We start from the raw sequence: 23138 nt of genomic DNA, 5'->3' as shown, positions 1-23138 counted from the left end.
TGCCCATAAGTCTCTTTCAGCCGGTGGAGACTCTTTCTGTGATGGACGAGTACATTGTACTTCTCCCTCGCAACGATTTCCTTATATTTGTTTAATGCGGTTTAATACCGTTTCTTTACCTAGTAATTCAATACTTTGCGGAAGTTCTGGGCCATGCGTTTGTCCTGTGACAGCCACACGAATCGGCATGAATAGTTTCTTGCCTTTATGCCCTGTTTCTTTTTGTACCGCTTTAATGGCAGCCTTGATTTCATCAGGTGTGAAAGACTCAAGCTGTTCAAGCTGACGTGCAAAAGATGCCATCACTTCTGGTACTTGCTCCTCTGCTAGAACTTCCTTTGCCTCTTGATTATACTCAATTTGCTCCTTAAAGAACAACTCTGTTAACTCAACAATTTCTGCTCCATAGCTTAATTGTTCGTGATACAGAGAAATAAGCTTGCGTACCCACGTGTTTTCTTCTTCAGTCAGCTGCTCACTTACCTTGCCTGCTTTTTGAAGATGCGGAAGTGTTAGTGCCACAACCTGATCAAGATCAAGTGCTTTCACGTATTGGTTGTTCACCCATTTTAGTTTATGCATATCGAATAGAGCTGGTGACTTAGAAAGTCGGTTTACATCGAAAATGTCGATGAATTGCTCTTTTGTAAACAGTTCTTCTTCGCCTACTGGAGACCATCCAAGTAATGCAATGAAGTTAAACAGGGCTTCAGGTAAATAGCCTAAGTTCTTATATTGCTCGATGAATTGAATAATTGATTCATCACGTTTACTTAATTTCTTACGGTTCTCGTTCACAATCAACGTCATATGTCCGAATAGCGGAACATCCCAGCCAAATGCATGAAAAATCATGATTTGTTTTGGGGTATTTGAAATATGATCTTCTCCGCGAAGAACGTGAGTCATTTCCATCAAATGATCATCCACTGCTACGGCAAAGTTATAAGTTGGCGTACCATCTTTCTTTACAATAACAAAGTCACCGATACCGTCTGTTTCAAATGAAATTTCACCTTTGACCATGTCGTCAAATTTGATGATTTCTCCTTTTGGTACTCGGAAGCGGATGCTTGGCTCTCTTCCTTCAGCAATCAGTTTGTCCTCTTCTTCTTTTGATAAATGACTGCATTTACCAGAATACCGTGGCATTTCACTGCGGGCGATTTGTGCTTCACGCTCTGCCTCTAGCTCTTCAGCCGTACAATAGCACTTATATGCCAAGTCCTTCTCTAACAGTTCGTCATAATATTTCTTGTAAATGTCATTACGCTCTGATTGTCTGTAAGGACCGTAACCGCCATCTTTATCAATGCTCTCATCCCAATCAATACCGAGCCATTGCAGGTGGCGAAGCTGGCTTTCCTCCCCGCCTTCTACATTACGCTTTTGATCCGTATCCTCGATTCGAATAATAAATTTGCCGCCTTGGCTGCGTGCGAACAAATAGTTGAAAAGAGCCGTTCTAGCATTCCCAATATGTAAATGACCAGTTGGACTCGGTGCATAACGAACACGCACTTCATTTCCCATGAGTTTAACTTCCTTTCATCTGCATCATGTTGTCTGACACCAATTTTTTATAAACGTATTTTATCATCAAAACCCATTCTCATCAAAATGGATTTTACTTTTTCTGAAGAAGCACTGTTGCCTGAGAGGAAATTCCTTCTCCTCTTCCTGTAAATCCGAGTTTCTCTGTTGTTGTTGCTTTGACATTCACCTGTGTGACATCTGCCTCAAGCGCTTCTGCAATTTTCTCACACATTGGTTGAATGTAAGGTGCCATTTTGGGCTTTTGCGCCATGATGGTGCAGTCAATATTCACAAGTGTGTAGCCCTTTTCTTTCACAATTGCCCACACATGCTGCAATAATTTAAAAGAATCTGCATCCTTAAACTCAGGATCTGTGTCTGGGAAATGTCTGCCGATATCTCCTTCAGCAATCGCACCCAGGCATGCATCTGCCACTGTGTGAAGCAGTACGTCAGCGTCTGAATGCCCTAACAGTCCCTTTTCATAAGGGATGGTGACCCCGCCGATAATCAGGGGTCTCCCCTCTGTTAATTGATGTACATCAAAGCCTTGTCCTATTCTCAACATGATCTAGTACCCTCTTTCCGCATCCATAATTGCCTTGGCAACCAATAAATCATCCGGTGTTGTCAGCTTAATATTGGTATAGTCTCCTTGGACAATATACACATTCTCACCTTGTAATTGTTCAACAAGACTGGCGTCGTCTGTTCCAAGGAAGCCTGTCCGCTCCGCATATTCATGCGCCTCTTTTAAAATAGAATGACGAAAAGCTTGTGGGGTCTGGACTGCCCACAAGCTCTGACGTTCAATGGTTTGTTCCACTTTGCCTTCTTGAACGCGTTTGATTGTGTCTTTCACTGGTACCGCTACAACTGCGGAGCCTTTTTCAATCGCCGCTTTAACGAGCAAGTCAATCTGTGTATGCTTAATAAAAGGCCTTGCCCCATCATGAACAAGCACGATGTCCGCATCTTTCACAGCCTTTAATCCTTCGTATACACTTTGCTGACGTTCTTCGCCGCCAGTGACAAGCGAAACAGGCGTTTGAAAAGCGTGTACCTTGAGTAGCCTTTCAAAGTCTTGACGCTCCTCTTCATTGATCGCCAGGATCATCCGTTTGCATTGCGCATGAGCGTCAAACACCTTTAGTGTATGAATGATGACCGGCATTCTTTTCAGCTCAATAAAAAGCTTATTGCGGCCGGCCTTCATTCGTTTCCCCTGCCCCGCAGCCGGAATAACTACTTCATAATACATGTTCGTTCTCCCTTTAGAGCGCCTTCTCCAGAAGTTTTGGCTTCGCAAAAATCATTCTTCCAGCAGCAGTCTGCAGCACACTTGTGACGAGCACGTCGATGTCTTTTCCAATGTAATTGCGTCCTTCTTCGACCACAATCATCGTACCGTCATCTAAGTAAGCAACACCTTGGTTATGCTCTTTCCCATCTTTGATGACCTGTACCTTCATTTCTTCCCCAGGCAGTACAACCGGTTTAACGGCATTGGCTAGATCATTGATGTTTAACACTGCTACTTTTTGAAGTTCGCATACTTTATTTAAATTAAAATCATTGGTCACAACAACACCTGAAGTTAATTTCGCCAGCTTCACAAGCTTGCTATCAACCTCTTGAATGTCTTCGAAGTCACCTTCGTAAATTTCAACTTTGATATCCAATTCTTTTTGAATACGATTTAAAATATCAAGACCTCTTCGGCCTCTATTTCTCTTTAATACATCTGAAGAGTCTGCAATATGCTGTAATTCCTCGAGTACAAATTGAGGAATGACCATGACACCTTCTAAGAATCCAGTTTGGCAAATATCTGCGATTCTTCCATCAATGATAACACTTGTGTCTAAAATTTTCAGCTTTTTATCTTCTATTTCAGGTTCATCATCAGCTGCTCCTTTTTTCTTTGTGACCTTTGCAGATCGGGAGAACAGCCCTATCATTTCATCTTTCTTCTTAAAGCCTACCTGAAATCCAAGGTATCCTAAAAAGAAAGCCAGGAAAATCGGAATAATGGTACCAAAAATATGATATGGGATATTGTTTAGCGGGATCACGTTTACAATAAGATATGCTAGAATAAGTCCAAATACTAATCCGAAACTTCCAGATATAAGATCAGGAAGAGGCGCCTTCAATAGAGAATCCTCGATCCATTTCACCCAATTTACCACATAACCTGTGCACCATTTACCAATGATGAAGAACAAAATGGCTCCTATTAGTGCTGAAGAGTAAGCATTTGTTATGAAAGGTATGTCCTTTACATTTAAAAGCAGAAATAACTCTGGAATGATAAAAATCCCCACAACTGCACCCAAAATGATAAAAAACGCCTGAACGATTCTTTTTAACATACCTTCACCTCCTTTATTTTTCATCTGTCAATCCACCTTCATCTGACATTGATATATGTTTAAGTTTCCTATCAAGAGCAACAGAAAACAAAACCATCATTAATATACCCATATTCATCCATTTTTAACCGTAATAGAGGAAAATTTCTCTTCTTAAAGCTGACGGTCGATATAATGTTTTTCTTGTAACCTTTTTAATCCTTTTTTTATCTTTTTCGCTCTTACTTCACCAATTCCTTCTACTTCATCCAATTCTTGTACATCTGCTTCCATAATTCGATCTAGCACACCGAATGCTTCAACCACATTTTCGACGATTGGCATTGGCAGTCTAGGGATTTTATGGAGCAATCTGTATCCTCTTGTGTACACATATTCGTCAATATTTGTAGAAGCTGGATATCCAAGTAACTTGTACAGAATGGAATCATCTAAAAGCTCAAAGCTCGACATATCTTGAAGTTGTTTAAGCAGCACATACGGATCTTTAATCTTTTCTTTCACGTAATCTTTAATAAATAAAGCCGCTTCCTGCTCCATATCTGTAATCAATTCATTGACCTGCAGACGGATCAAGTGTCCCTCTGTTCCAAGCTCTTTGATATACATATTGATTTCATTTTTGATTCTGAGTACCATTTCATAGCGGTGCAGCACGGATAATACATCCCCAAAGGTCACAAGCTCTTCGAATTCTAGGGCGCTTAACGCAGAAATGGCGTGATCTAAAATCGTTTTATATTTCTCAAGTGTTTGAATGGCTTGATTGGCCTTTGTTAAAATAAAGCCAATATCTTTCAGCGTATAACGACGATTCCCTTGGTATAAGGTAATGACGTTCCTCCGTTCAGAAATGGCAATGATTAAGCAGCCTGTCTGCTTTGCTACACGTTCAGCCGTCCGGTGCCTCATGCCTGTTTCCGATGAATGAATGGTTGCATCTGGCATCAGCTGTGTATTCGCATACAAGATTTTTTGACCAGAATCGCTAAGAATAATGGCCCCATCCATCTTCGCCAATTCATATAAATGTGCTGGGGAGAAGGCTGAATTAATGTGAAATCCTCCATCTACCACACTCTTTACTTTGTCATTATAACCAACTACAATGAGCCCGCCAGTATTGGCTCTCAGGACGTTTTCAATCCCTGCCCGCAGAGGTGTTCCTGGTGCCACAAACTGTACAATATCTAAGAGATCGAGTTCTCTCGCTCCTTTTTTCTCTTTTTCCATTTCTATGATCCCCCTAGTGAAATTCGAAGTGCCTCCGCTACATTTTCTACACCAACTAACTCAATCCCTCTCGGCTTTTTCCATCCGTCTATATTCGCCTGAGGAATAAACATTCGCTTAAATCCTAGTTTTGCAGCTTCCTGCACTCGCTGTTCAATTCTTGATACTCTTCTGACTTCTCCCGTCAGACCGACCTCTCCTATAAAGCAATCCGCTTGATGCGGCGCTGCATCTTTAAAGCTTGATGCAATACTGACGGCAATAGCTAAGTCAATCGCAGGTTCGTCAAGCTTCACACCGCCCGCGACCTTTAAATACGCATCTTGGTTTTGCAGCAGCAGCCCCACGCGTTTTTCTAAAACTGCCATGAGCAGCGATACTCGATTATGATCAAGGCCAGTGGCCATTCTTCTCGGATTCCCAAAGCTTGTCGGGGAAATTAACGCCTGTATCTCAACAAGTACAGGTCTTGTTCCTTCCATTGAGGCAACAACACACGAACCAGATACACCTGCCGACCGCTCTTCTAAAAAGATTTCTGATGGGTTTAATACTTCCGTAAGCCCTTCTTCTCTCATTTCAAAAATTCCCAATTCATTCGTTGAACCAAATCGGTTTTTGACCGCCCGTAAAATACGAAACGTATGATGACGCTCGCCTTCAAAATAAAGAACTGTATCCACCATATGCTCTAAAAGGCGTGGACCTGCGATCGAGCCTTCTTTGGTGACGTGACCAACGATAAAAATAGGAATACCATTTGTCTTGGCAATTTTCATCAGCTGTGCTGTACATTCTCTTACTTGAGATACAGAACCGGGAGCTGACGTAATATCGCTTTGATAAACAGTTTGAATTGAATCCACCACAACAAACGCAGGTTTCATCTCCTGTATAGCAGACGTTATATACTCCATATCGGTTTCAGCCAAAACATGTAAAGAGGCGCTTTCAATGCCAAGGCGGTCCGCTCTTAGCTTCGTTTGTTTAATGGACTCCTCACCAGATATGTATAACACATTCTGATTTTTGTCGGAGAGCTGTGCTGATACTTGTAATAATAAGGTGGACTTCCCAATCCCAGGATCTCCTCCAATGAGAACAAGAGAACCTTTGACAATTCCACTTCCTAATACTCGGTTAAATTCTTCTAAATTTGTTTTAATTCGGGGTTCTTCGGATGTTTCAATTGCAGATATAGGTGAAGGTTTTTGAATGGTTTGAACAGAATGATTAAAAGCACTTCGACGGTTTGCCGGTTCTTTGCGAACGACCTCTTCTGTCATACTGTTCCACGTGCCGCAGCCTGGACATTTCCCCATCCATTTGGCTGACTCATAACCGCACGATTGGCATATAAATTTTGATTTTGTCTTAGCCATAGATTGAAGAATACAACTCCTTATACTGGTCAAAAAATAAGTAAAGGGAGGCATACACCTTACTGGTATGCCTCACACTTTTTTCTTACTATATTAGTTCGTAGCAGCCGTCGCTTTTACGACAATTTCTCCATCTTCCACATCTAATACGATATGTTGACCTTTTTCAATATTGCCCTTCAGAAGCTCCTCAGAAAGTCGATCTTCTACATGCTTTTGAATCGCTCTTCTTAACGGACGCGCACCGTACTCAAGATCTACTCCTTCGTCGGCAATTTTCGCTTTTGCTGCTTCCGTCAATTCAATTGATAGGTCTTGTTCTTTTAATCGTTTTGTCAATTGGTCAGACATGAGAGACACGATCTCTTTGAGATGTTTCTTCTCAAGCGAGTGAAAGACAATGATTTCATCAATACGGTTGATAAACTCAGGTCTAAACGCACGTTTCAACTCGCCCATCACTTTGCCTTTCATATCCTTGTAATTTTGACTTTCATCCTGCACGTTAAAGCCAACATATTTATTGCGCTTCAGCTCACTTGCTCCAACGTTTGATGTCATGATCAAAATCGTATTTCTAAAGTCAACGGTACGCCCTTTAGAATCAGTCAGATGACCATCTTCTAACACTTGCAGTAAGATATTAAATACATCTGGATGCGCCTTTTCAATCTCGTCTAAAAGAACGACAGAATAAGGTTTTCTTCTCACTTTTTCAGTCAGCTGTCCACCTTCATCATAACCGACATAGCCTGGAGGTGAACCAACAAGTCTGGATGTAGAGTGTTTCTCCATGTATTCAGACATATCAATACGGATCATTGCTTCTTCATCACCGAAAATAGACTCAGCGAGTGCTCTTGCAAGCTCCGTTTTACCAACCCCTGTTGGCCCCAAGAAGATAAAGGAGCCAATTGGACGCTTCGGATCTTTCAGGCCGGCACGCGCACGTCTCACCGCTTTTGCTACAGCGACAACCGCTTCATCCTGTCCGATCACGCGAGAGTGGAGCAATTGTTCCATGTTCAGAAGCTTATCTGTCTCCGTTTGAGCAATTTTCGAAACAGGCACTCCCGTCCAGCTGGAAACGACCATTGCGATATCATCTACAGATACCTCTGAATTCTCTTGTCCCTGCTTTTCTTTCCATGATTTCTTTGTCACTTCTACTTTTTCACGCAAACGCTGTTCTGTATCGCGAAGAGAAGCTGCTTTTTCAAATTCTTGACTTTGAACTGCCGCATCCTTTTCCTTGCGTACTTCATCCAGCTTTTGCTCTAACTCTTTTAGATTAGGCGGTGTCGTGAACGAACGTAAACGGACTTTCGAACCTGCCTCATCAATTAAATCAATCGCCTTATCTGGAAGGAATCGGTCAGAAATATAACGGTCAGACAGCTTCACCGCCGCCTCAATCGCTTCATCTGTAATAGACACACGGTGATGTGCTTCATACCGGTCTCTAAGCCCTCTTAAGATTTGAATACTTTCATCAACAGACGGCTGATCTACTTGAATTGGCTGGAAACGTCGTTCAAGCGCAGCGTCCTTTTCAATGTATTTACGGTACTCATCTAACGTTGTCGCCCCAATACATTGAAGCTCACCACGTGCTAAGGATGGCTTCAAGATATTAGACGCATCAATCGCGCCCTCTGCTCCACCAGCACCAATGAGTGTATGAAGCTCGTCGATAAAGAGAATGATATTTCCTGCCTGACGAATTTCGTCCATCACTTTTTTCAAACGATCCTCGAATTCACCACGATATTTCGTTCCAGCTACAACAGTTCCCATATCCAGTGTCATCACTCGTTTATCGCGCAGGATTTCAGGCACTTCGTTATGAATAATTTGCTGTGCAAGACCTTCTGCGATGGCTGTTTTACCAACACCAGGCTCACCAATCAGCACAGGGTTATTTTTTGTTCTTCTACTTAGGACCTCAATGACACGTTGAATTTCTTTGCTTCGGCCAATGACAGGGTCCAAGCTGTCCTCTTTTGCAATAGCTGTCAAATCTCTTGCCAAGCTATCTAGTGTTGGTGTATTTGCATTGCTATTAGAGCCTGCCGCAGATGCACCGGTTTCATTGCTTCCAAGCAGCTGCAGTACTTGCTGACGTGCTTTATTTAAGCTCACTCCGAGGTTATTTAAGACACGGGCAGCGACACCCTCTCCCTCACGAATAAGACCTAATAGAATATGTTCTGTCCCTACATAGGAATGACCTAGCTTTCTTGCTTCATCCATTGAAAGCTCAGTGACCTTCTTCGCTCTAGGCGTATAATGAGGAATAGCTTGAGACACCTCTTGCCCTCTTCCAATCAAGCTTTCGACTTCTTTTTGGATTTTATCTGAAACAAGGCCCAGTGCTTCTAACGCTTTGGCAGCGATGCCCTCACCTTCACGTACAAGGCCAAGTAAAATGTGCTCAGTACCTATGTTCTTATGGCCTAGGCGAATGGCTTCTTCTTGTGCAAGTGCTAATACCTTTTGAGCTCTTTCAGTGAATCTTCCAAACATCATATCGTTTCATCCTCCTGTCCATTCCTATGCATTTCTAAGCGCAGCCTTTCTCTAATAATCGCTGCTCGTTTTATATCTCGTTCATTTGGCTCCAAGGCTCCTCCTGAATATTGTTGAAGGAAGCCGGGCTGGGTCAAAATCATGAGTTCATTCAGTATATTACTTGAAAGCCCCTTAATGATACCTAAATCAATTCCAAGCCGCACATCTGACAAACACTTTGCTGTTTCCTTTGATTCAATCATACGACAATTGGCCAAAATCCCTAAGGATCGGTACACTCTGTCCTCAAGTTCAATTTTAGATGTTTGATATAACGCTTTTCGTGCAGATCGCTCTTGTTCAATGAGCTGAGCGGTCACACTATTCAAGTCATCTACAATGTCCTCTTCTGATTGACCAAGTGTCATTTGATTTGATATTTGAAAGATGTTCCCTATTGCTTCGCTGCCCTCACCATAAATTCCTCTGACCACAAGACCTAATTGATTAATGGCCGGAATAATGCGATTCATTTGTCTTGTGAGCGCTAATGCTGGTAAATGCATCATGACCGAAGCCCTAATACCTGTACCTACATTGGTCGGACAGCTTGTTAAGTAGCCTCGCTTTTCAGAAAACGCATAATCCACTTGCTCTTCAATCCAGTCATCTACCTGATTAGCCGCTTTTAGTGCATTGGCTAACTGAAAACCTGGGAATAAGCATTGGATTCGAATATGGTCTTCTTCATTCAGCATCACACTGATTTCTTCATTTTCAGAAAGCAAACAGCCGCCATATCTTGATTCAGCTAAATTGGGACTAATCAAATGCTTTTCAACAAGTACCCTCTTTGCTAAAGGCTGCGTTTCATTCATTCGAATCAGAACAAAGTTTCCAATGTCCTTCACTTCCTGGCTAGCAAACTTTTGCTCGAATTGCTGGAGAACAGCTTCAGCTTCAGTTTGAGAAAACTGAGTTGGGAAACGAACATGCTCTAGATTGCGAGCTAGCCGGATACGACTGCTTAGAACAATGTCACTTTCTGGTCCTTTTTGTTTCATCCACTGACTAAGAGCGTCTTGAATAAAATGCTGGAGCGACATGTCGTTAATCTCCCTCCCTCTGCTGAGATTGCTCATGCTCTAATGCACGAATTTGATCTCGAACTTCCGCTGCCTTTTCGAACTCTTCCTGTTCAATCAGCTGCTTCAGCTCTTGCTGCATTAACTCAAGTTTCCGGCGAACATGCAGGCTGCCGGCAATTCGTTTTGGGACTTTTCCATTATGGACTGTATTTCCACTATGGACTTTCCGTAAAACAGGGTTCAGATACTGATCAAATGTACGATAGCATTCTGCACAGCCAAATCGGCCTGTTTTTCTGAACTGCTGAAAGGTTAAGCCACACTTAGGACATTGATCCACTTCTTTCGCTTCTTGAAAAATAGACGAGCCCTTGTTAGCACTTGTGGTGAAGCTAGGATCAATATTCAATAAGCCTGATAATAAGTTGTGAATCGAGAAACCTTGGTTTCCACTCATAGCATATGAATCACTGTTTTCTTTTGCACATTGTTCACATATGTGCATTTCTTGTTTTTCTCCATTTATAACTTTCGTAAAGTGAAAAGTGGCTGGTCTCTCATTACATTCTTGACAAATCAATCTTTTCACCCGCTTTACTTTAATTTCAAAGCATTTAACATCGCTTTCATCATCCGAGCACGCAGTTCATCACGTTCAGGTAAATCAATATGCAATACAGAACGGTCCATGACACTAATCATCATCTTAGCTTCTCTTTCAGATAAAATGTTATTTTCAACAAGACGCATGATGATATGATCAGATGCAGCCTGTGATAAACGATGATATATTTGGGAAATAATGTTGTTCAATAAGTCGACTTCATCATTCATTTTGACTTTAATGATGCGGATATAGCCACCGCCGCCACGCTTACTTTCAACGATATAGCCTCTCTCGCTCGTAAAACGTGTATTGATAACATAGTTAATTTGTGAAGGTACGCATTGAAATTTATCTGCAATTTCATTGCGCTTAATTTCTAATATTTCTCGACCGTTCTGATCCAAAACTTCCTTCAAATACTGCTCGATGATATCAGAAATATTTTGTGCCACTCCGCCTCCTCCTCCATTGACTTTGACTATATTTGACTTTAATCTTACTATAAATTTTTTCGATCGATTTTTCAAGATAATCGCTCAACTAACAATATTATTTCCACATTTATATGGTATCAAACCTCTCAAAAACACAAAAAAGACCAGTTCCGACTGGAACTGATCCTTATAGAAGCTTGGCGGCGTCCTACTCTCACAGGGGGAAACCCCCAACTACCATCGGCGCTGAAGAGCTTAACTTCCGTGTTCGGTATGGGAACGGGTGTGACCTCTTCGCTATCGCCACCAAACCTGATGGAGAGAATGTTCTCTCAAAACTAGATAACAATGTTCATGCTTCACAATAGAATATAGGTTAAGTCCTCGATCTATTAGTATCTGTCAGCTCCACGTGTCACCACGCTTCCACCTCAGACCTATCAACCTGATCATCTTTCAGGGATCTTACTTCCTTGCGGAATGGGAAATCTCATCTTGAGGGGGGCTTCATGCTTAGATGCTTTCAGCACTTATCCCGTCCGCACATAGCTACCCAGCGATGCCCTTGGCAGAACAACTGGTACACCAGCGGTGCGTCCATCCCGGTCCTCTCGTACTAAGGACAGCTCCTCTCAAATTTCCTGCGCCCGCGACGGATAGGGACCGAACTGTCTCACGACGTTCTGAACCCAGCTCGCGTACCGCTTTAATGGGCGAACAGCCCAACCCTTGGGACCGACTACAGCCCCAGGATGCGATGAGCCGACATCGAGGTGCCAAACCTCCCCGTCGATGTGGACTCTTGGGGGAGATAAGCCTGTTATCCCCGGGGTAGCTTTTATCCGTTGAGCGATGGCCCTTCCATGCGGAACCACCGGATCACTAAGCCCGACTTTCGTCCCTGCTCGACTTGTAGGTCTCGCAGTCAAGCTCCCTTGTGCCTTTACACTCTGCGAATGATTTCCAACCATTCTGAGGGAACCTTTGGGCGCCTCCGTTACATTTTAGGAGGCGACCGCCCCAGTCAAACTGCCCACCTGACACTGTCTCCCTGCCCGATAAGGGCAGCGGGTTAGAAGGTCAATACAGCCAGGGTAGTATCCCACCGATGCCTCCACCGAAGCTAGCGCTCCGGTTTCCAAGGCTCCTACCTATCCTGTACAAGCTGTACCAACATTCAATATCAGGCTGCAGTAAAGCTCCACGGGGTCTTTCCGTCCTGTCGCGGGTAACCTGCATCTTCACAGGTACTATAATTTCACCGAGTCTCTCGTTGAGACAGTGCCCAGATCGTTGCGCCTTTCGTGCGGGTCGGAACTTACCCGACAAGGAATTTCGCTACCTTAGGACCGTTATAGTTACGGCCGCCGTTTACTGGGGCTTCAATTCGCACCTTCGCTTACGCTAAGCGCTCCTCTTAACCTTCCAGCACCGGGCAGGCGTCAGCCCCTATACTTCGCCTTACGGCTTCGCAGAGACCTGTGTTTTTGCTAAACAGTCGCCTGGGCCTATTCACTGCGGCTTCTCGGGGCTTTAACACCCTAAGAAGCACCCCTTCTCCCGAAGTTACGGGGTCATTTTGCCGAGTTCCTTAACGAGAGTTCTCTCGATCACCTTAGGATTCTCTCCTCGCCTACCTGTGTCGGTTTGCGGTACGGGCACCTCTCACCTCGCTAGAGGCTTTTCTTGGCAGTGTGGAATCAGGAACTTCGCTACTAAATTTCACTCGCCATCACAGCTCAGCCTTTACGGGAAACGGATTTGCCTATTTCCCAGCCTAACTGCTTGGACGCGGATATCCAATACCGCGCTTACCCTATCCTCCTGCGTCCCCCCATTGCTCAAATGGTGAGGAGGTGGTACAGGAATATCAACCTGTTGTCCATCGCCTACGCCTTTCGGCCTCGGCTTAGGTCCCGACTAACCCTGAGCGGACGAGCCTTCCTCAGGAAACCTTAGGCATTCGGTGGACGGGATTCTCACCCGTCTTTCGCTACTCATACCGGCATTCTCACTTCTAAGCGCTCCACCAGTCCTTCCGGTCTGGCTTCACAGCCCTTAGAACGCTCTCCTACCACTGTTCGTAAGAACAGTCCGCAGCTTCGGTGATACGTTTAGCCCCGGTACATTTTCGGCGCAGAGTCACTCGACCAGTGAGCTATTACGCACTCTTTAAATGGTGGCTGCTTCTAAGCCAACATCCTGGTTGTCTAAGCAACTCCACATCCTTTTCCACTTAACGTATACTTTGGGACCTTAGCTGGCGGTCTGGGCTGTTTCCCTTTCGACTACGGATCTTATCACTCGCAGTCTGACTCCCAAGGATAAGTCATCGGCATTCGGAGTTTGACTGAATTCGGTAACCCGGTAGGGGCCCCTAGTCCAATCAGTGCTCTACCTCCGAGACTCTTACCTTGAGGCTAGCCCTAAAGCTATTTCGGAGAGAACCAGCTATCTCCAGGTTCGATTGGCATTTCACCCCTACCCACACCTCATCCCCGCACTTTTCAACGTGCGTGGGTTCGGGCCTCCATTCAGTGTTACCTGAACTTCACCCTGGACATGGGTAGATCACCTGGTTTCGGGTCTACGACCACGTACTCATGCGCCCTATTCAGACTCGCTTTCGCTGCGGCTCCGCATCTTCTGCTTAACCTTGCACGGGATCGTAACTCGCCGGTTCATTCTACAAAAGGCACGCCATCACCCGTTAACGGGCTCTGACTACTTGTAGGCACACGGTTTCAGGATCTATTTCACTCCCCTTCCGGGGTGCTTTTCACCTTTCCCTCACGGTACTGGTTCACTATCGGTCACTAGGGAGTATTTAGCCTTGGGAGATGGTCCTCCCGGATTCCGACGGAATTTCACGTGTTCCGCCGTACTCAGGATCCACTCTGGAGAGAATAACATTTCAGTTACAGGGCTGTTACCTTCTTTGGCGGGCCTTTCCAGACCTCTTCGCTTATATCATTCCTTTGTAACTCCGTATAGAGTGTCCTACAACCCCAAGAGGCAAGCCTCTTGGTTTGGGCTGTTCCCGTTTCGCTCGCCGCTACTCAGGGAATCGCATTTGCTTTCTCTTCCTCCGGGTACTTAGATGTTTCAGTTCCCCGGGTATGCCTTCTCATACTCTATGTATTCAAGTATGGATACTACTCCATTACGAGTAGTGGGTTTCCCCATTCGGAAATCTCCGGATCAAAGCTTGCTTACAGCTCCCCGAAGCATATCGGTGTTCGTCCCGTCCTTCATCGGCTCCTAGTGCCAAGGCATCCACCGTGCGCCCTTTCTAACTTAACCATTTCTTACTTTAGAAAGAATCACTATGTGTGATGAACTTTGCATTGCATTCAATGTGAATGTATTACTTATTGTTATCTAGTTTTCAAAGAACAATCCTGTCTCGCTAGAGACATGTTTTGAAGGAATGATCCTTCAAAACTAAACAAGACGAAAACGTACGCTGCTCCATATATCCTTAGAAAGGAGGTGATCCAGCCGCACCTTCCGATACGGCTACCTTGTTACGACTTCACCCCAATCATCTGCCCCACCTTCGGCGGCTGGCTCCATAAAGGTTACCTCACCGACTTCGGGTGTTGCAAACTCTCGTGGTGTGACGGGCGGTGTGTACAAGGCCCGGGAACGTATTCACCGCGGCATGCTGATCCGCGATTACTAGCGATTCCAGCTTCACGCAGTCGAGTTGCAGACTGCGATCCGAACTGAGAACAGATTTATGGGATTGGCTAAACCTTGCGGTCTTGCAGCCCTTTGTTCTGTCCATTGTAGCACGTGTGTAGCCCAGGTCATAAGGGGCATGATGATTTGACGTCATCCCCACCTTCCTCCGGTTTGTCACCGGCAGTCACCTTAGAGTGCCCAACTGAATGCTGGCAACTAAGATCAAGGGTTGCGCTCGTTGCGGGACTTAACCCAACATCTCACGACACGAGCTGACGACAACCATGCACCACCTGTCACTCTGTCCCCGAAGGGAAAGCCCTATCTCTAGGGTTGTCAGAGGATGTCAAGACCTGGTAAGGTTCTTCGCGTTGCTTCGAATTAAACCACATGCTCCACCGCTTGTGCGGGCCCCCGTCAATTCCTTTGAGTTTCAGTCTTGCGACCGTACTCCCCAGGCGGAGTGCTTAATGCGTTAGCTGCAGCACTAAGGGGCGGAAACCCCCTAACACTTAGCACTCATCGTTTACGGCGTGGACTACCAGGGTATCTAATCCTGTTCGCTCCCCACGCTTTCGCTCCTCAGCGTCAGTTACAGACCAGAGAGTCGCCTTCGCCACTGGTGTTCCTCCACATCTCTACGCATTTCACCGCTACACGTGGAATTCCACTCTCCTCTTCTGCACTCAAGTTTCCCAGTTTCCAATGACCCTCCCCGGTTGAGCCGGGGGCTTTCACATCAGACTTAAGAAACCGCCTGCGAGCCCTTTACGCCCAATAATTCTGGACAACGCTTGCCACCTACGTATTACCGCGGCTGCTGGCACGTAGTTAGCCGTGGCTTTCTGGTTAGGTACCGTCAAGGTGCGAGCAGTTACTCTCGCACTTGTTCTTCCCTAACAACAGAGCTTTACGATCCGAAAACCTTCATCACTCACGCGGCGTTGCTCCGTCAGACTTTCGTCCATTGCGGAAGATTCCCTACTGCTGCCTCCCGTAGGAGTCTGGGCCGTGTCTCAGTCCCAGTGTGGCCGATCACCCTCTCAGGTCGGCTACGCATCGTCGCCTTGGTGAGCCATTACCCCACCAACTAGCTAATGCGCCGCGGGTCCATCTGTAAGTGACAGCCGAAACCGTCTTTCATCCTTGAACCATGCGGTTCAAGGAACTATCCGGTATTAGCTCCGGTTTCCCGGAGTTATCCCAGTCTTACAGGCAGGTTACCCACGTGTTACTCACCCGTCCGCCGCTAACATCCGGGAGCAAGCTCCCTTCTGTCCGCTCGACTTGCATGTATTAGGCACGCCGCCAGCGTTCGTCCTGAGCCAGGATCAAACTCTCCGAGGTATGCAGGATGCATATCACACATGCGTTGCTACACGATGTAGCGAACTTAGCATGTGATCATTTCCTGCCTCGCCAGTTTGACTGACTACCTATGAAGTATCATAGGATTTTTTATAAAAACTCGAATTAACAGGTACGTTTTGTCTTGTTTAGTTTTCAAAGATCATATTGGTGGAGCCTAGCGGGATCGAACCGCTGACCTCCTGCGTGCAAGGCAGGCGCTCTCCCAGCTGAGCTAAGGCCCCATAAAAGATGGTCGGGAAGACAGGATTCGAACCTGCGACCCCTTGGTCCCAAACCAAGTGCTCTACCAAGCTGAGCTACTTCCCGATCTTAATGGCGCGCCCGAGAGGAGTCGAACCCCTAACCTTTTGATCCGTAGTCAAACGCTCTATCCAATTGAGCTACGGGCGCTTATTTGATAATGCCGAGGGCCGGACTTGAACCGGCACGGTAGTCACCTACCGCAGGATTTTAAGTCCTGTGTGTCTGCCAATTCCACCACCCCGGCGTGGATGGTATAAGCGGAAGACGGGATTCGAACCCGCGACCCCCACCTTGGCAAGGTGGTGTTCTACCACTGAACTACTTCCGCATTACAGGATTTTTTTATTTTATTTGGCAATGCGGGTGAAGGGACTTGAACCCCCACGTCATAAAGACACTAGATCCTAAGTCTAGCGCGTCTGCCAATTCCGCCACACCCGCATGAAACATGGTGAGCCATGAAGGACTCGAACCTTCGACCCTCTGATTAAAAGTCAGATGCTCTACCAACTGAGCTAATGGCTCGCTTTAAAAGCGACTTGTCTATCTTACCATATGAAAGTGGTGCCGGCAAGAGGACTTGAACCCCCAACCTACTGATTACAAGTCAGTTGCTCTACCAGTTGAGCTACACCGGCTTTATCTATCCTAACATTATGTAAGAATAAATATGGTGGAGGATGACGGGCTCGAACCGCCGACCCTCTGCTTGTAAGGCAGATGCTCTCCCAGCTGAGCTAATCCTCCATATTGTGTCGTTTCGAAGTGTCTCTCGATCTGACAAATAGTATTATATAACGATAAGATATTGTTTGTAAAGACTTTTTTAAAATAATTTTTGAATTTATTTTAAAGCTGTTTTTTCATCTTTTCGTTAAGGCACCTAAAGAAGTTTACCACTTGTCTCATCATTTTAAAAGCCTTTTTTTCATTTTTTTATGTTTTTTTGTTAAAAAGAGTACTAATAATTTGAAAACAGCTATTTCGAAGCTTCCACACCCTTAAATTTATTTCATATATCTCTGGATAAAAACATTCAAAAAAGAAATTCTGTTATTATTTTATTTTTGTGAGAAATCTTTTTTGCATAAAAAAGTGCGAAAATGTTGCTGGTCTTTACTATTTTTCAACAAAACGTTTCACATCATTTTTCTGCTTCTTCAAATATTCAACAGCTTTATCCCTCGATATAAAATTTTAACAGGAGAAATAAAATGAGTATTGTTTCTTTCATTTCTTCTATCCTTTTAAATTGGGAATACAACAATGGCTGACCATCCCCTTTCGGGATGAGGTCTTTCTATTTAGCGGCTCTGTACATCGCCTTTTTATATTTATTTAGCCTAAGGTGAGATTTTCTATGCTTTTAGTGTTGACCCTTGATCATTTGAGCTGCTGGTTCATTTGATGACCGAAAATTGAAGGAGCGTAAAGTTTGATTTATTTAGCAATCAACGAGGTAACAACGTATTTTTACTTTAAGAACCTATTATATAGAAGCAAGTCATGCAAAAACACAAAAAAGACCAGTTCCGACTGGAACTGATCCTTATAGAAGCTTGGCGGCGTCCTACTCTCACAGGGGGGGAAACCCCCAACTACCATCGGCGCTGAAGAGCTTAACTTCCGTGTTCGGTATGGGAACGGGTGTGACCTCTTCGCTATCGCCACCAAACCTGATGGAGAGAATGTTCTCTCAAAACTAGATAACAATGTTCATGCTTCACAATAGAATATAGGTTAAGTCCTCGATCTATTAGTATCTGTCAGCTCCACGTGTCACCACGCTTCCACCTCAGACCTATCAACCTGATCATCTTTCAGGGATCTTACTTCCTTGCGGAATGGGAAATCTCATCTTGAGGGGGGCTTCATGCTTAGATGCTTTCAGCACTTATCCCGTCCGCACATAGCTACCCAGCGATGCCCTTGGCAGAACAACTGGTACACCAGCGGTGCGTCCATCCCGGTCCTCTCGTACTAAGGACAGCTCCTCTCAAATTTCCTGCGCCCGCGACGGATAGGGACCGAACTGTCTCACGACGTTCTGAACCCAGCTCGCGTACCGCTTTAATGGGCGAACAGCCCAACCCTTGGGACCGACTACAGCCCCAGGATGCGATGAGCCGACATCGAGGTGCCAAACCTCCCCGTCGATGTGGACTCTTGGGGGAGATAAGCCTGTTATCCCCGGGGTAGCTTTTATCCGTTGAGCGATGGCCCTTCCATGCGGAACCACCGGATCACTAAGCCCGACTTTCGTCCCTGCTCGACTTGTAGGTCTCGCAGTCAAGCTCCCTTGTGCCTTTACACTCTGCGAATGATTTCCAACCATTCTGAGGGAACCTTTGGGCGCCTCCGTTACATTTTAGGAGGCGACCGCCCCAGTCAAACTGCCCACCTGACACTGTCTCCCTGCCCGATAAGGGCAGCGGGTTAGAAGGTCAATACAGCCAGGGTAGTATCCCACCGATGCCTCCACCGAAGCTAGCGCTCCGGTTTCCAAGGCTCCTACCTATCCTGTACAAGCTGTACCAACATTCAATATCAGGCTGCAGTAAAGCTCCACGGGGTCTTTCCGTCCTGTCGCGGGTAACCTGCATCTTCACAGGTACTATAATTTCACCGAGTCTCTCGTTGAGACAGTGCCCAGATCGTTGCGCCTTTCGTGCGGGTCGGAACTTACCCGACAAGGAATTTCGCTACCTTAGGACCGTTATAGTTACGGCCGCCGTTTACTGGGGCTTCAATTCGCACCTTCGCTTACGCTAAGCGCTCCTCTTAACCTTCCAGCACCGGGCAGGCGTCAGCCCCTATACTTCGCCTTACGGCTTCGCAGAGACCTGTGTTTTTGCTAAACAGTCGCCTGGGCCTATTCACTGCGGCTTCTCGGGGCTTTAACACCCTAAGAAGCACCCCTTCTCCCGAAGTTACGGGGTCATTTTGCCGAGTTCCTTAACGAGAGTTCTCTCGATCACCTTAGGATTCTCTCCTCGCCTACCTGTGTCGGTTTGCGGTACGGGCACCTCTCACCTCGCTAGAGGCTTTTCTTGGCAGTGTGGAATCAGGAACTTCGCTACTAAATTTCGCTCGCCATCACAGCTCAGCCTTTACGGGAAACGGATTTGCCTATTTCCCAGCCTAACTGCTTGGACGCGGATATCCAATACCGCGCTTACCCTATCCTCCTGCGTCCCCCCATTGCTCAAATGGTGAGGAGGTGGTACAGGAATATCAACCTGTTGTCCATCGCCTACGCCTTTCGGCCTCGGCTTAGGTCCCGACTAACCCTGAGCGGACGAGCCTTCCTCAGGAAACCTTAGGCATTCGGTGGACGGGATTCTCACCCGTCTTTCGCTACTCATACCGGCATTCTCACTTCTAAGCGCTCCACCAGTCCTTCCGGTCTGGCTTCACAGCCCTTAGAACGCTCTCCTACCACTGTTCGTAAGAACAGTCCGCAGCTTCGGTGATACGTTTAGCCCCGGTACATTTTCGGCGCAGAGTCACTCGACCAGTGAGCTATTACGCACTCTTTAAATGGTGGCTGCTTCTAAGCCAACATCCTGGTTGTCTAAGCAACTCCACATCCTTTTCCACTTAACGTATACTTTGGGACCTTAGCTGGCGGTCTGGGCTGTTTCCCTTTCGACTACGGATCTTATCACTCGCAGTCTGACTCCCAAGGATAAGTCATCGGCATTCGGAGTTTGACTGAATTCGGTAACCCGGTAGGGGCCCCTAGTCCAATCAGTGCTCTACCTCCGAGACTCTTACCTTGAGGCTAGCCCTAAAGCTATTTCGGAGAGAACCAGCTATCTCCAGGTTCGATTGGCATTTCACCCCTACCCACACCTCATCCCCGCACTTTTCAACGTGCGTGGGTTCGGGCCTCCATTCAGTGTTACCTGAACTTCACCCTGGACATGGGTAGATCACCTGGTTTCGGGTCTACGACCACGTACTCATGCGCCCTATTCAGACTCGCTTTCGCTGCGGCTCCGCATCTTCTGCTTAACCTTGCACGGGATCGTAACTCGCCGGTTCATTCTACAAAAGGCACGCCATCACCCGTTAACGGGCTCTGACTACTTGTAGGCACACGGTTTCAGGATCTATTTCACTCCCCTTCCGGGGTGCTTTTCACCTTTCCCTCACGGTACTGGTTCACTATCGGTCACTAGGGAGTATTTAGCCTTGGGAGATGGTCCTCCCGGATTCCGACGGAATTTCACGTGTTCCGCCGTACTCAGGATCCACTCTGGAGAGAATAACATTTCAGTTACAGGGCTGTTACCTTCTTTGGCGGGCCTTTCCAGACCTCTTCGCTTATATCATTCCTTTGTAACTCCGTATAGAGTGTCCTACAACCCCAAGAGGCAAGCCTCTTGGTTTGGGCTGTTCCCGTTTCGCTCGCCGCTACTCAGGGAATCGCATTTGCTTTCTCTTCCTCCGGGTACTTAGATGTTTCAGTTCCCCGGGTATGCCTTCTCATACTCTATGTATTCAAGTATGGATACTACTCCATTACGAGCAGTGGGTTTCCCCATTCGGAAATCTCCGGATCAAAGCTTGCTTACAGCTCCCCGAAGCATATCGGTGTTCGTCCCGTCCTTCATCGGCTCCTAGTGCCAAGGCATCCACCGTGCGCCCTTTCTAACTTAACCATTTCTTACTTTAGAAAGAATCACTATGTGTGATGAACTTTGCATTACATTCAATGTGAATGTATTACTTATTGTTATCTAGTTTTCAAAGAACAATCCTGTCTCGCTAGAGACATGTTTTGAAGGAATGATCCTTCAAAACTAAACAAGACGAAAACGTACGCTGCTCCATATATCCTTAGAAAGGAGGTGATCCAGCCGCACCTTCCGATACGGCTACCTTGTTACGACTTCACCCCAATCATCTGCCCCACCTTCGGCGGCTGGCTCCATAAAGGTTACCTCACCGACTTCGGGTGTTGCAAACTCTCGTGGTGTGACGGGCGGTGTGTACAAGGCCCGGGAACGTATTCACCGCGGCATGCTGATCCGCGATTACTAGCGATTCCAGCTTCACGCAGTCGAGTTGCAGACTGCGATCCGAACTGAGAACAGATTTATGGGATTGGCTAAACCTTGCGGTCTTGCAGCCCTTTGTTCTGTCCATTGTAGCACGTGTGTAGCCCAGGTCATAAGGGGCATGATGATTTGACGTCATCCCCACCTTCCTCCGGTTTGTCACCGGCAGTCACCTTAGAGTGCCCAACTGAATGCTGGCAACTAAGATCAAGGGTTGCGCTCGTTGCGGGACTTAACCCAACATCTCACGACACGAGCTGACGACAACCATGCACCACCTGTCACTCTGTCCCCGAAGGGAAAGCCCTATCTCTAGGGTTGTCAGAGGATGTCAAGACCTGGTAAGGTTCTTCGCGTTGCTTCGAATTAAACCACATGCTCCACCGCTTGTGCGGGCCCCCGTCAATTCCTTTGAGTTTCAGTCTTGCGACCGTACTCCCCAGGCGGAGTGCTTAATGCGTTAGCTGCAGCACTAAGGGGCGGAAACCCCCTAACACTTAGCACTCATCGTTTACGGCGTGGACTACCAGGGTATCTAATCCTGTTCGCTCCCCACGCTTTCGCTCCTCAGCGTCAGTTACAGACCAGAGAGTCGCCTTCGCCACTGGTGTTCCTCCACATCTCTACGCATTTCACCGCTACACGTGGAATTCCACTCTCCTCTTCTGCACTCAAGTTTCCCAGTTTCCAATGACCCTCCCCGGTTGAGCCGGGGGCTTTCACATCAGACTTAAGAAACCGCCTGCGAGCCCTTTACGCCCAATAATTCCGGACAACGCTTGCCACCTACGTATTACCGCGGCTGCTGGCACGTAGTTAGCCGTGGCTTTCTGGTTAGGTACCGTCAAGGTGCGAGCAGTTACTCTCGCACTTGTTCTTCCCTAACAACAGAGCTTTACGATCCGAAAACCTTCATCACTCACGCGGCGTTGCTCCGTCAGACTTTCGTCCATTGCGGAAGATTCCCTACTGCTGCCTCCCGTAGGAGTCTGGGCCGTGTCTCAGTCCCAGTGTGGCCGATCACCCTCTCAGGTCGGCTACGCATCGTCGCCTTGGTGAGCCATTACCCCACCAACTAGCTAATGCGCCGCGGGTCCATCTGTAAGTGACAGCCGAAACCGTCTTTCATCCTTGAACCATGCGGTTCAAGGAACTATCCGGTATTAGCTCCGGTTTCCCGGAGTTATCCCAGTCTTACAGGCAGGTTACCCACGTGTTACTCACCCGTCCGCCGCTAACATCCGGGAGCAAGCTCCCTTCTGTCCGCTCGACTTGCATGTATTAGGCACGCCGCCAGCGTTCGTCCTGAGCCAGGATCAAACTCTCCGAGGTATGCAGGATGCATATCACACATGCGTTGCTACAGGATGTAGCGAACTTAGCATGTGATCATTTCCTGCCTCGCCAGTTTGACTGACTACCTATGAAGTATCATAGGATTTTTTTATAAAAACTCGAATTAACAGGTACGTTTTGTCTTGTTTAGTTTTCAAAGATCATGTTCGTTATCGCTCGTAAGCGACTTTAATATCTTACCATTTCGCATTGGTTAAAGTCAAGAATTTTTTTCAATTTCTTTTTTTAACCTCGTTGCTGTTTTACGGC

General features: G+C 46.4%; 10 protein-coding genes, 9 tRNA genes, 6 rRNA genes and 1 other annotated feature (1 of these 26 only partly in view). All 25 genes read right to left on the bottom strand.

The annotated features are described in order from the left end of the window. Positions 1–82 (bottom strand) — a binding site (T-box leader); it reaches 149 nt to the left of the window's first position. After that, positions 82–1533, bottom strand: coding sequence for a glutamate--tRNA ligase (gene gltX, locus M1D81_RS00615; protein WP_456265928.1), 1452 nt, complete (start codon positions 1531–1533; stop codon positions 82–84). Its footprint overlaps the feature before it by 1 nt. 94 nt (positions 1534–1627) lie before the next feature. Next, a complete protein-coding gene (gene ispF / locus M1D81_RS00610) occupies positions 1628–2104 on the bottom strand; it encodes a 2-C-methyl-D-erythritol 2,4-cyclodiphosphate synthase (RefSeq protein WP_456265929.1) in 477 nt (158 codons plus the stop codon). Positions 2105–2107: 3 nt separating this feature from the next. After that, positions 2108–2797: a 2-C-methyl-D-erythritol 4-phosphate cytidylyltransferase gene (gene ispD, locus M1D81_RS00605; protein ID WP_024425583.1), complete on the bottom strand. Its 690-nt coding sequence runs from the start codon at positions 2795–2797 to the stop codon at positions 2108–2110. 13 nt (positions 2798–2810) lie between these two features. Then, the gene (locus tag M1D81_RS00600; protein ID WP_456265930.1) at positions 2811–3911 is read right to left on the bottom strand and encodes a PIN domain-containing protein; all 1101 of its coding nucleotides are present in this window, start codon (positions 3909–3911) and stop codon (positions 2811–2813) included. A 153-nt stretch (positions 3912–4064) separates the two neighbouring features. After that, a complete protein-coding gene (gene disA, locus M1D81_RS00595; RefSeq protein WP_024425581.1) occupies positions 4065–5144 on the bottom strand; it encodes a DNA integrity scanning diadenylate cyclase DisA in 1080 nt (359 codons plus the stop codon). Positions 5145–5146: 2 nt separating this feature from the next. Next, positions 5147–6526: a DNA repair protein RadA gene (gene radA / locus M1D81_RS00590; protein WP_025092231.1), complete on the bottom strand. Its 1380-nt coding sequence runs from the start codon at positions 6524–6526 to the stop codon at positions 5147–5149. A 93-nt stretch (positions 6527–6619) separates the two neighbouring features. Further along, positions 6620–9055 (bottom strand): ATP-dependent protease ATP-binding subunit ClpC, encoded by a 2436-nt coding sequence (gene clpC / locus M1D81_RS00585; protein ID WP_456265931.1) that lies wholly within the window; start codon positions 9053–9055, stop codon positions 6620–6622. Beyond that, positions 9052–10143 carry a protein arginine kinase gene (locus tag M1D81_RS00580; RefSeq protein ID WP_456265932.1) on the bottom strand — a complete coding sequence of 364 codons (1092 nt, stop codon included), beginning with the start codon at positions 10141–10143 and terminating at the stop codon, positions 9052–9054. The genes clpC and M1D81_RS00580 overlap by 4 nt, the downstream gene beginning before the upstream one ends. Positions 10144–10147: 4 nt before the next feature. Continuing rightward, a complete protein-coding gene (locus M1D81_RS00575) occupies positions 10148–10705 on the bottom strand; it encodes a UvrB/UvrC motif-containing protein (protein ID WP_024425862.1) in 558 nt (185 codons plus the stop codon). Positions 10706–10719: 14 nt separating this feature from the next. Next, positions 10720–11184 carry a CtsR family transcriptional regulator gene (locus tag M1D81_RS00570; protein ID WP_003217184.1) on the bottom strand — a complete coding sequence of 155 codons (465 nt, stop codon included), beginning with the start codon at positions 11182–11184 and terminating at the stop codon, positions 10720–10722. A 177-nt stretch (positions 11185–11361) separates the two neighbouring features. Continuing rightward, positions 11362–11477, bottom strand: a 5S ribosomal RNA gene (gene rrf, locus M1D81_RS00565). A gap of 61 nt (positions 11478–11538) precedes the next feature. Continuing rightward, a 23S ribosomal RNA gene (locus M1D81_RS00560) occupies positions 11539–14469 on the bottom strand. Positions 14470–14651: 182 nt separating this feature from the next. Further along, positions 14652–16200, bottom strand: a 16S ribosomal RNA gene (locus M1D81_RS00555). A 169-nt stretch (positions 16201–16369) separates the two neighbouring features. Next, positions 16370–16445 (bottom strand) — tRNA-Ala (locus M1D81_RS00550). 8 nt (positions 16446–16453) lie between these two features. Next, a tRNA-Pro gene (locus M1D81_RS00545) sits at positions 16454–16530 on the bottom strand. Between the two features lie 7 nt (positions 16531–16537). Beyond that, a tRNA-Arg gene (locus M1D81_RS00540) sits at positions 16538–16614 on the bottom strand. Positions 16615–16625: 11 nt separating this feature from the next. Further along, a tRNA-Leu gene (locus M1D81_RS00535) sits at positions 16626–16711 on the bottom strand. Positions 16712–16723: 12 nt separating this feature from the next. Beyond that, positions 16724–16795: transfer RNA gene (locus M1D81_RS00530), tRNA-Gly, on the bottom strand. 30 nt (positions 16796–16825) lie between these two features. Beyond that, positions 16826–16908, bottom strand: a tRNA-Leu gene (locus M1D81_RS00525). Between the two features lie 8 nt (positions 16909–16916). Beyond that, positions 16917–16992 (bottom strand) — tRNA-Lys (locus M1D81_RS00520). A gap of 37 nt (positions 16993–17029) precedes the next feature. After that, positions 17030–17105 (bottom strand) — tRNA-Thr (locus M1D81_RS00515). 33 nt (positions 17106–17138) lie between these two features. Next, positions 17139–17214, bottom strand: a tRNA-Val gene (locus M1D81_RS00510). A gap of 810 nt (positions 17215–18024) precedes the next feature. After that, positions 18025–18142, bottom strand: a 5S ribosomal RNA gene (gene rrf, locus M1D81_RS00505). A 61-nt stretch (positions 18143–18203) separates the two neighbouring features. Next, positions 18204–21134, bottom strand: a 23S ribosomal RNA gene (locus tag M1D81_RS00500). A 182-nt stretch (positions 21135–21316) separates the two neighbouring features. Further along, positions 21317–22865 (bottom strand): 16S ribosomal RNA (locus M1D81_RS00495). The 16S, 23S and 5S rRNA genes sit together here with 9 tRNA genes alongside, the layout of an rRNA operon. Between the last annotated feature and the right edge of the window lie 273 nt (positions 22866–23138).

It is taken from the genome of Bacillus sp. JZ105, assembly GCF_053903125.1.
The sequence above is the reverse complement of the archived record's forward strand: the minus strand, read 5'-3'. Positions and strand labels throughout refer to the sequence as shown.

Coding starts and splice junctions, on each gene's coding strand:
- ispF (WP_456265929.1), bottom strand. CDS start 2,104: ATGTTGAGAATAGGACAAGGCTTTGATGTACATCAATTAACAGAGGGG.
- gltX (WP_456265928.1), bottom strand. CDS start 1,533: ATGGGAAATGAAGTGCGTGTTCGTTATGCACCGAGTCCAACTGGTCAT.
- M1D81_RS00600 (WP_456265930.1), bottom strand. CDS start 3,911: ATGTTAAAAAGAATCGTTCAGGCGTTTTTTATCATTTTGGGTGCAGTT.
- ispD (WP_024425583.1), bottom strand. CDS start 2,797: ATGTATTATGAAGTAGTTATTCCGGCTGCGGGGCAGGGGAAACGAATG.
- disA (WP_024425581.1), bottom strand. CDS start 5,144: ATGGAAAAAGAGAAAAAAGGAGCGAGAGAACTCGATCTCTTAGATATT.
- radA (WP_025092231.1), bottom strand. CDS start 6,526: ATGGCTAAGACAAAATCAAAATTTATATGCCAATCGTGCGGTTATGAG.
- M1D81_RS00580 (WP_456265932.1), bottom strand. CDS start 10,143: ATGTCGCTCCAGCATTTTATTCAAGACGCTCTTAGTCAGTGGATGAAA.
- clpC (WP_456265931.1), bottom strand. CDS start 9,055: ATGATGTTTGGAAGATTCACTGAAAGAGCTCAAAAGGTATTAGCACTT.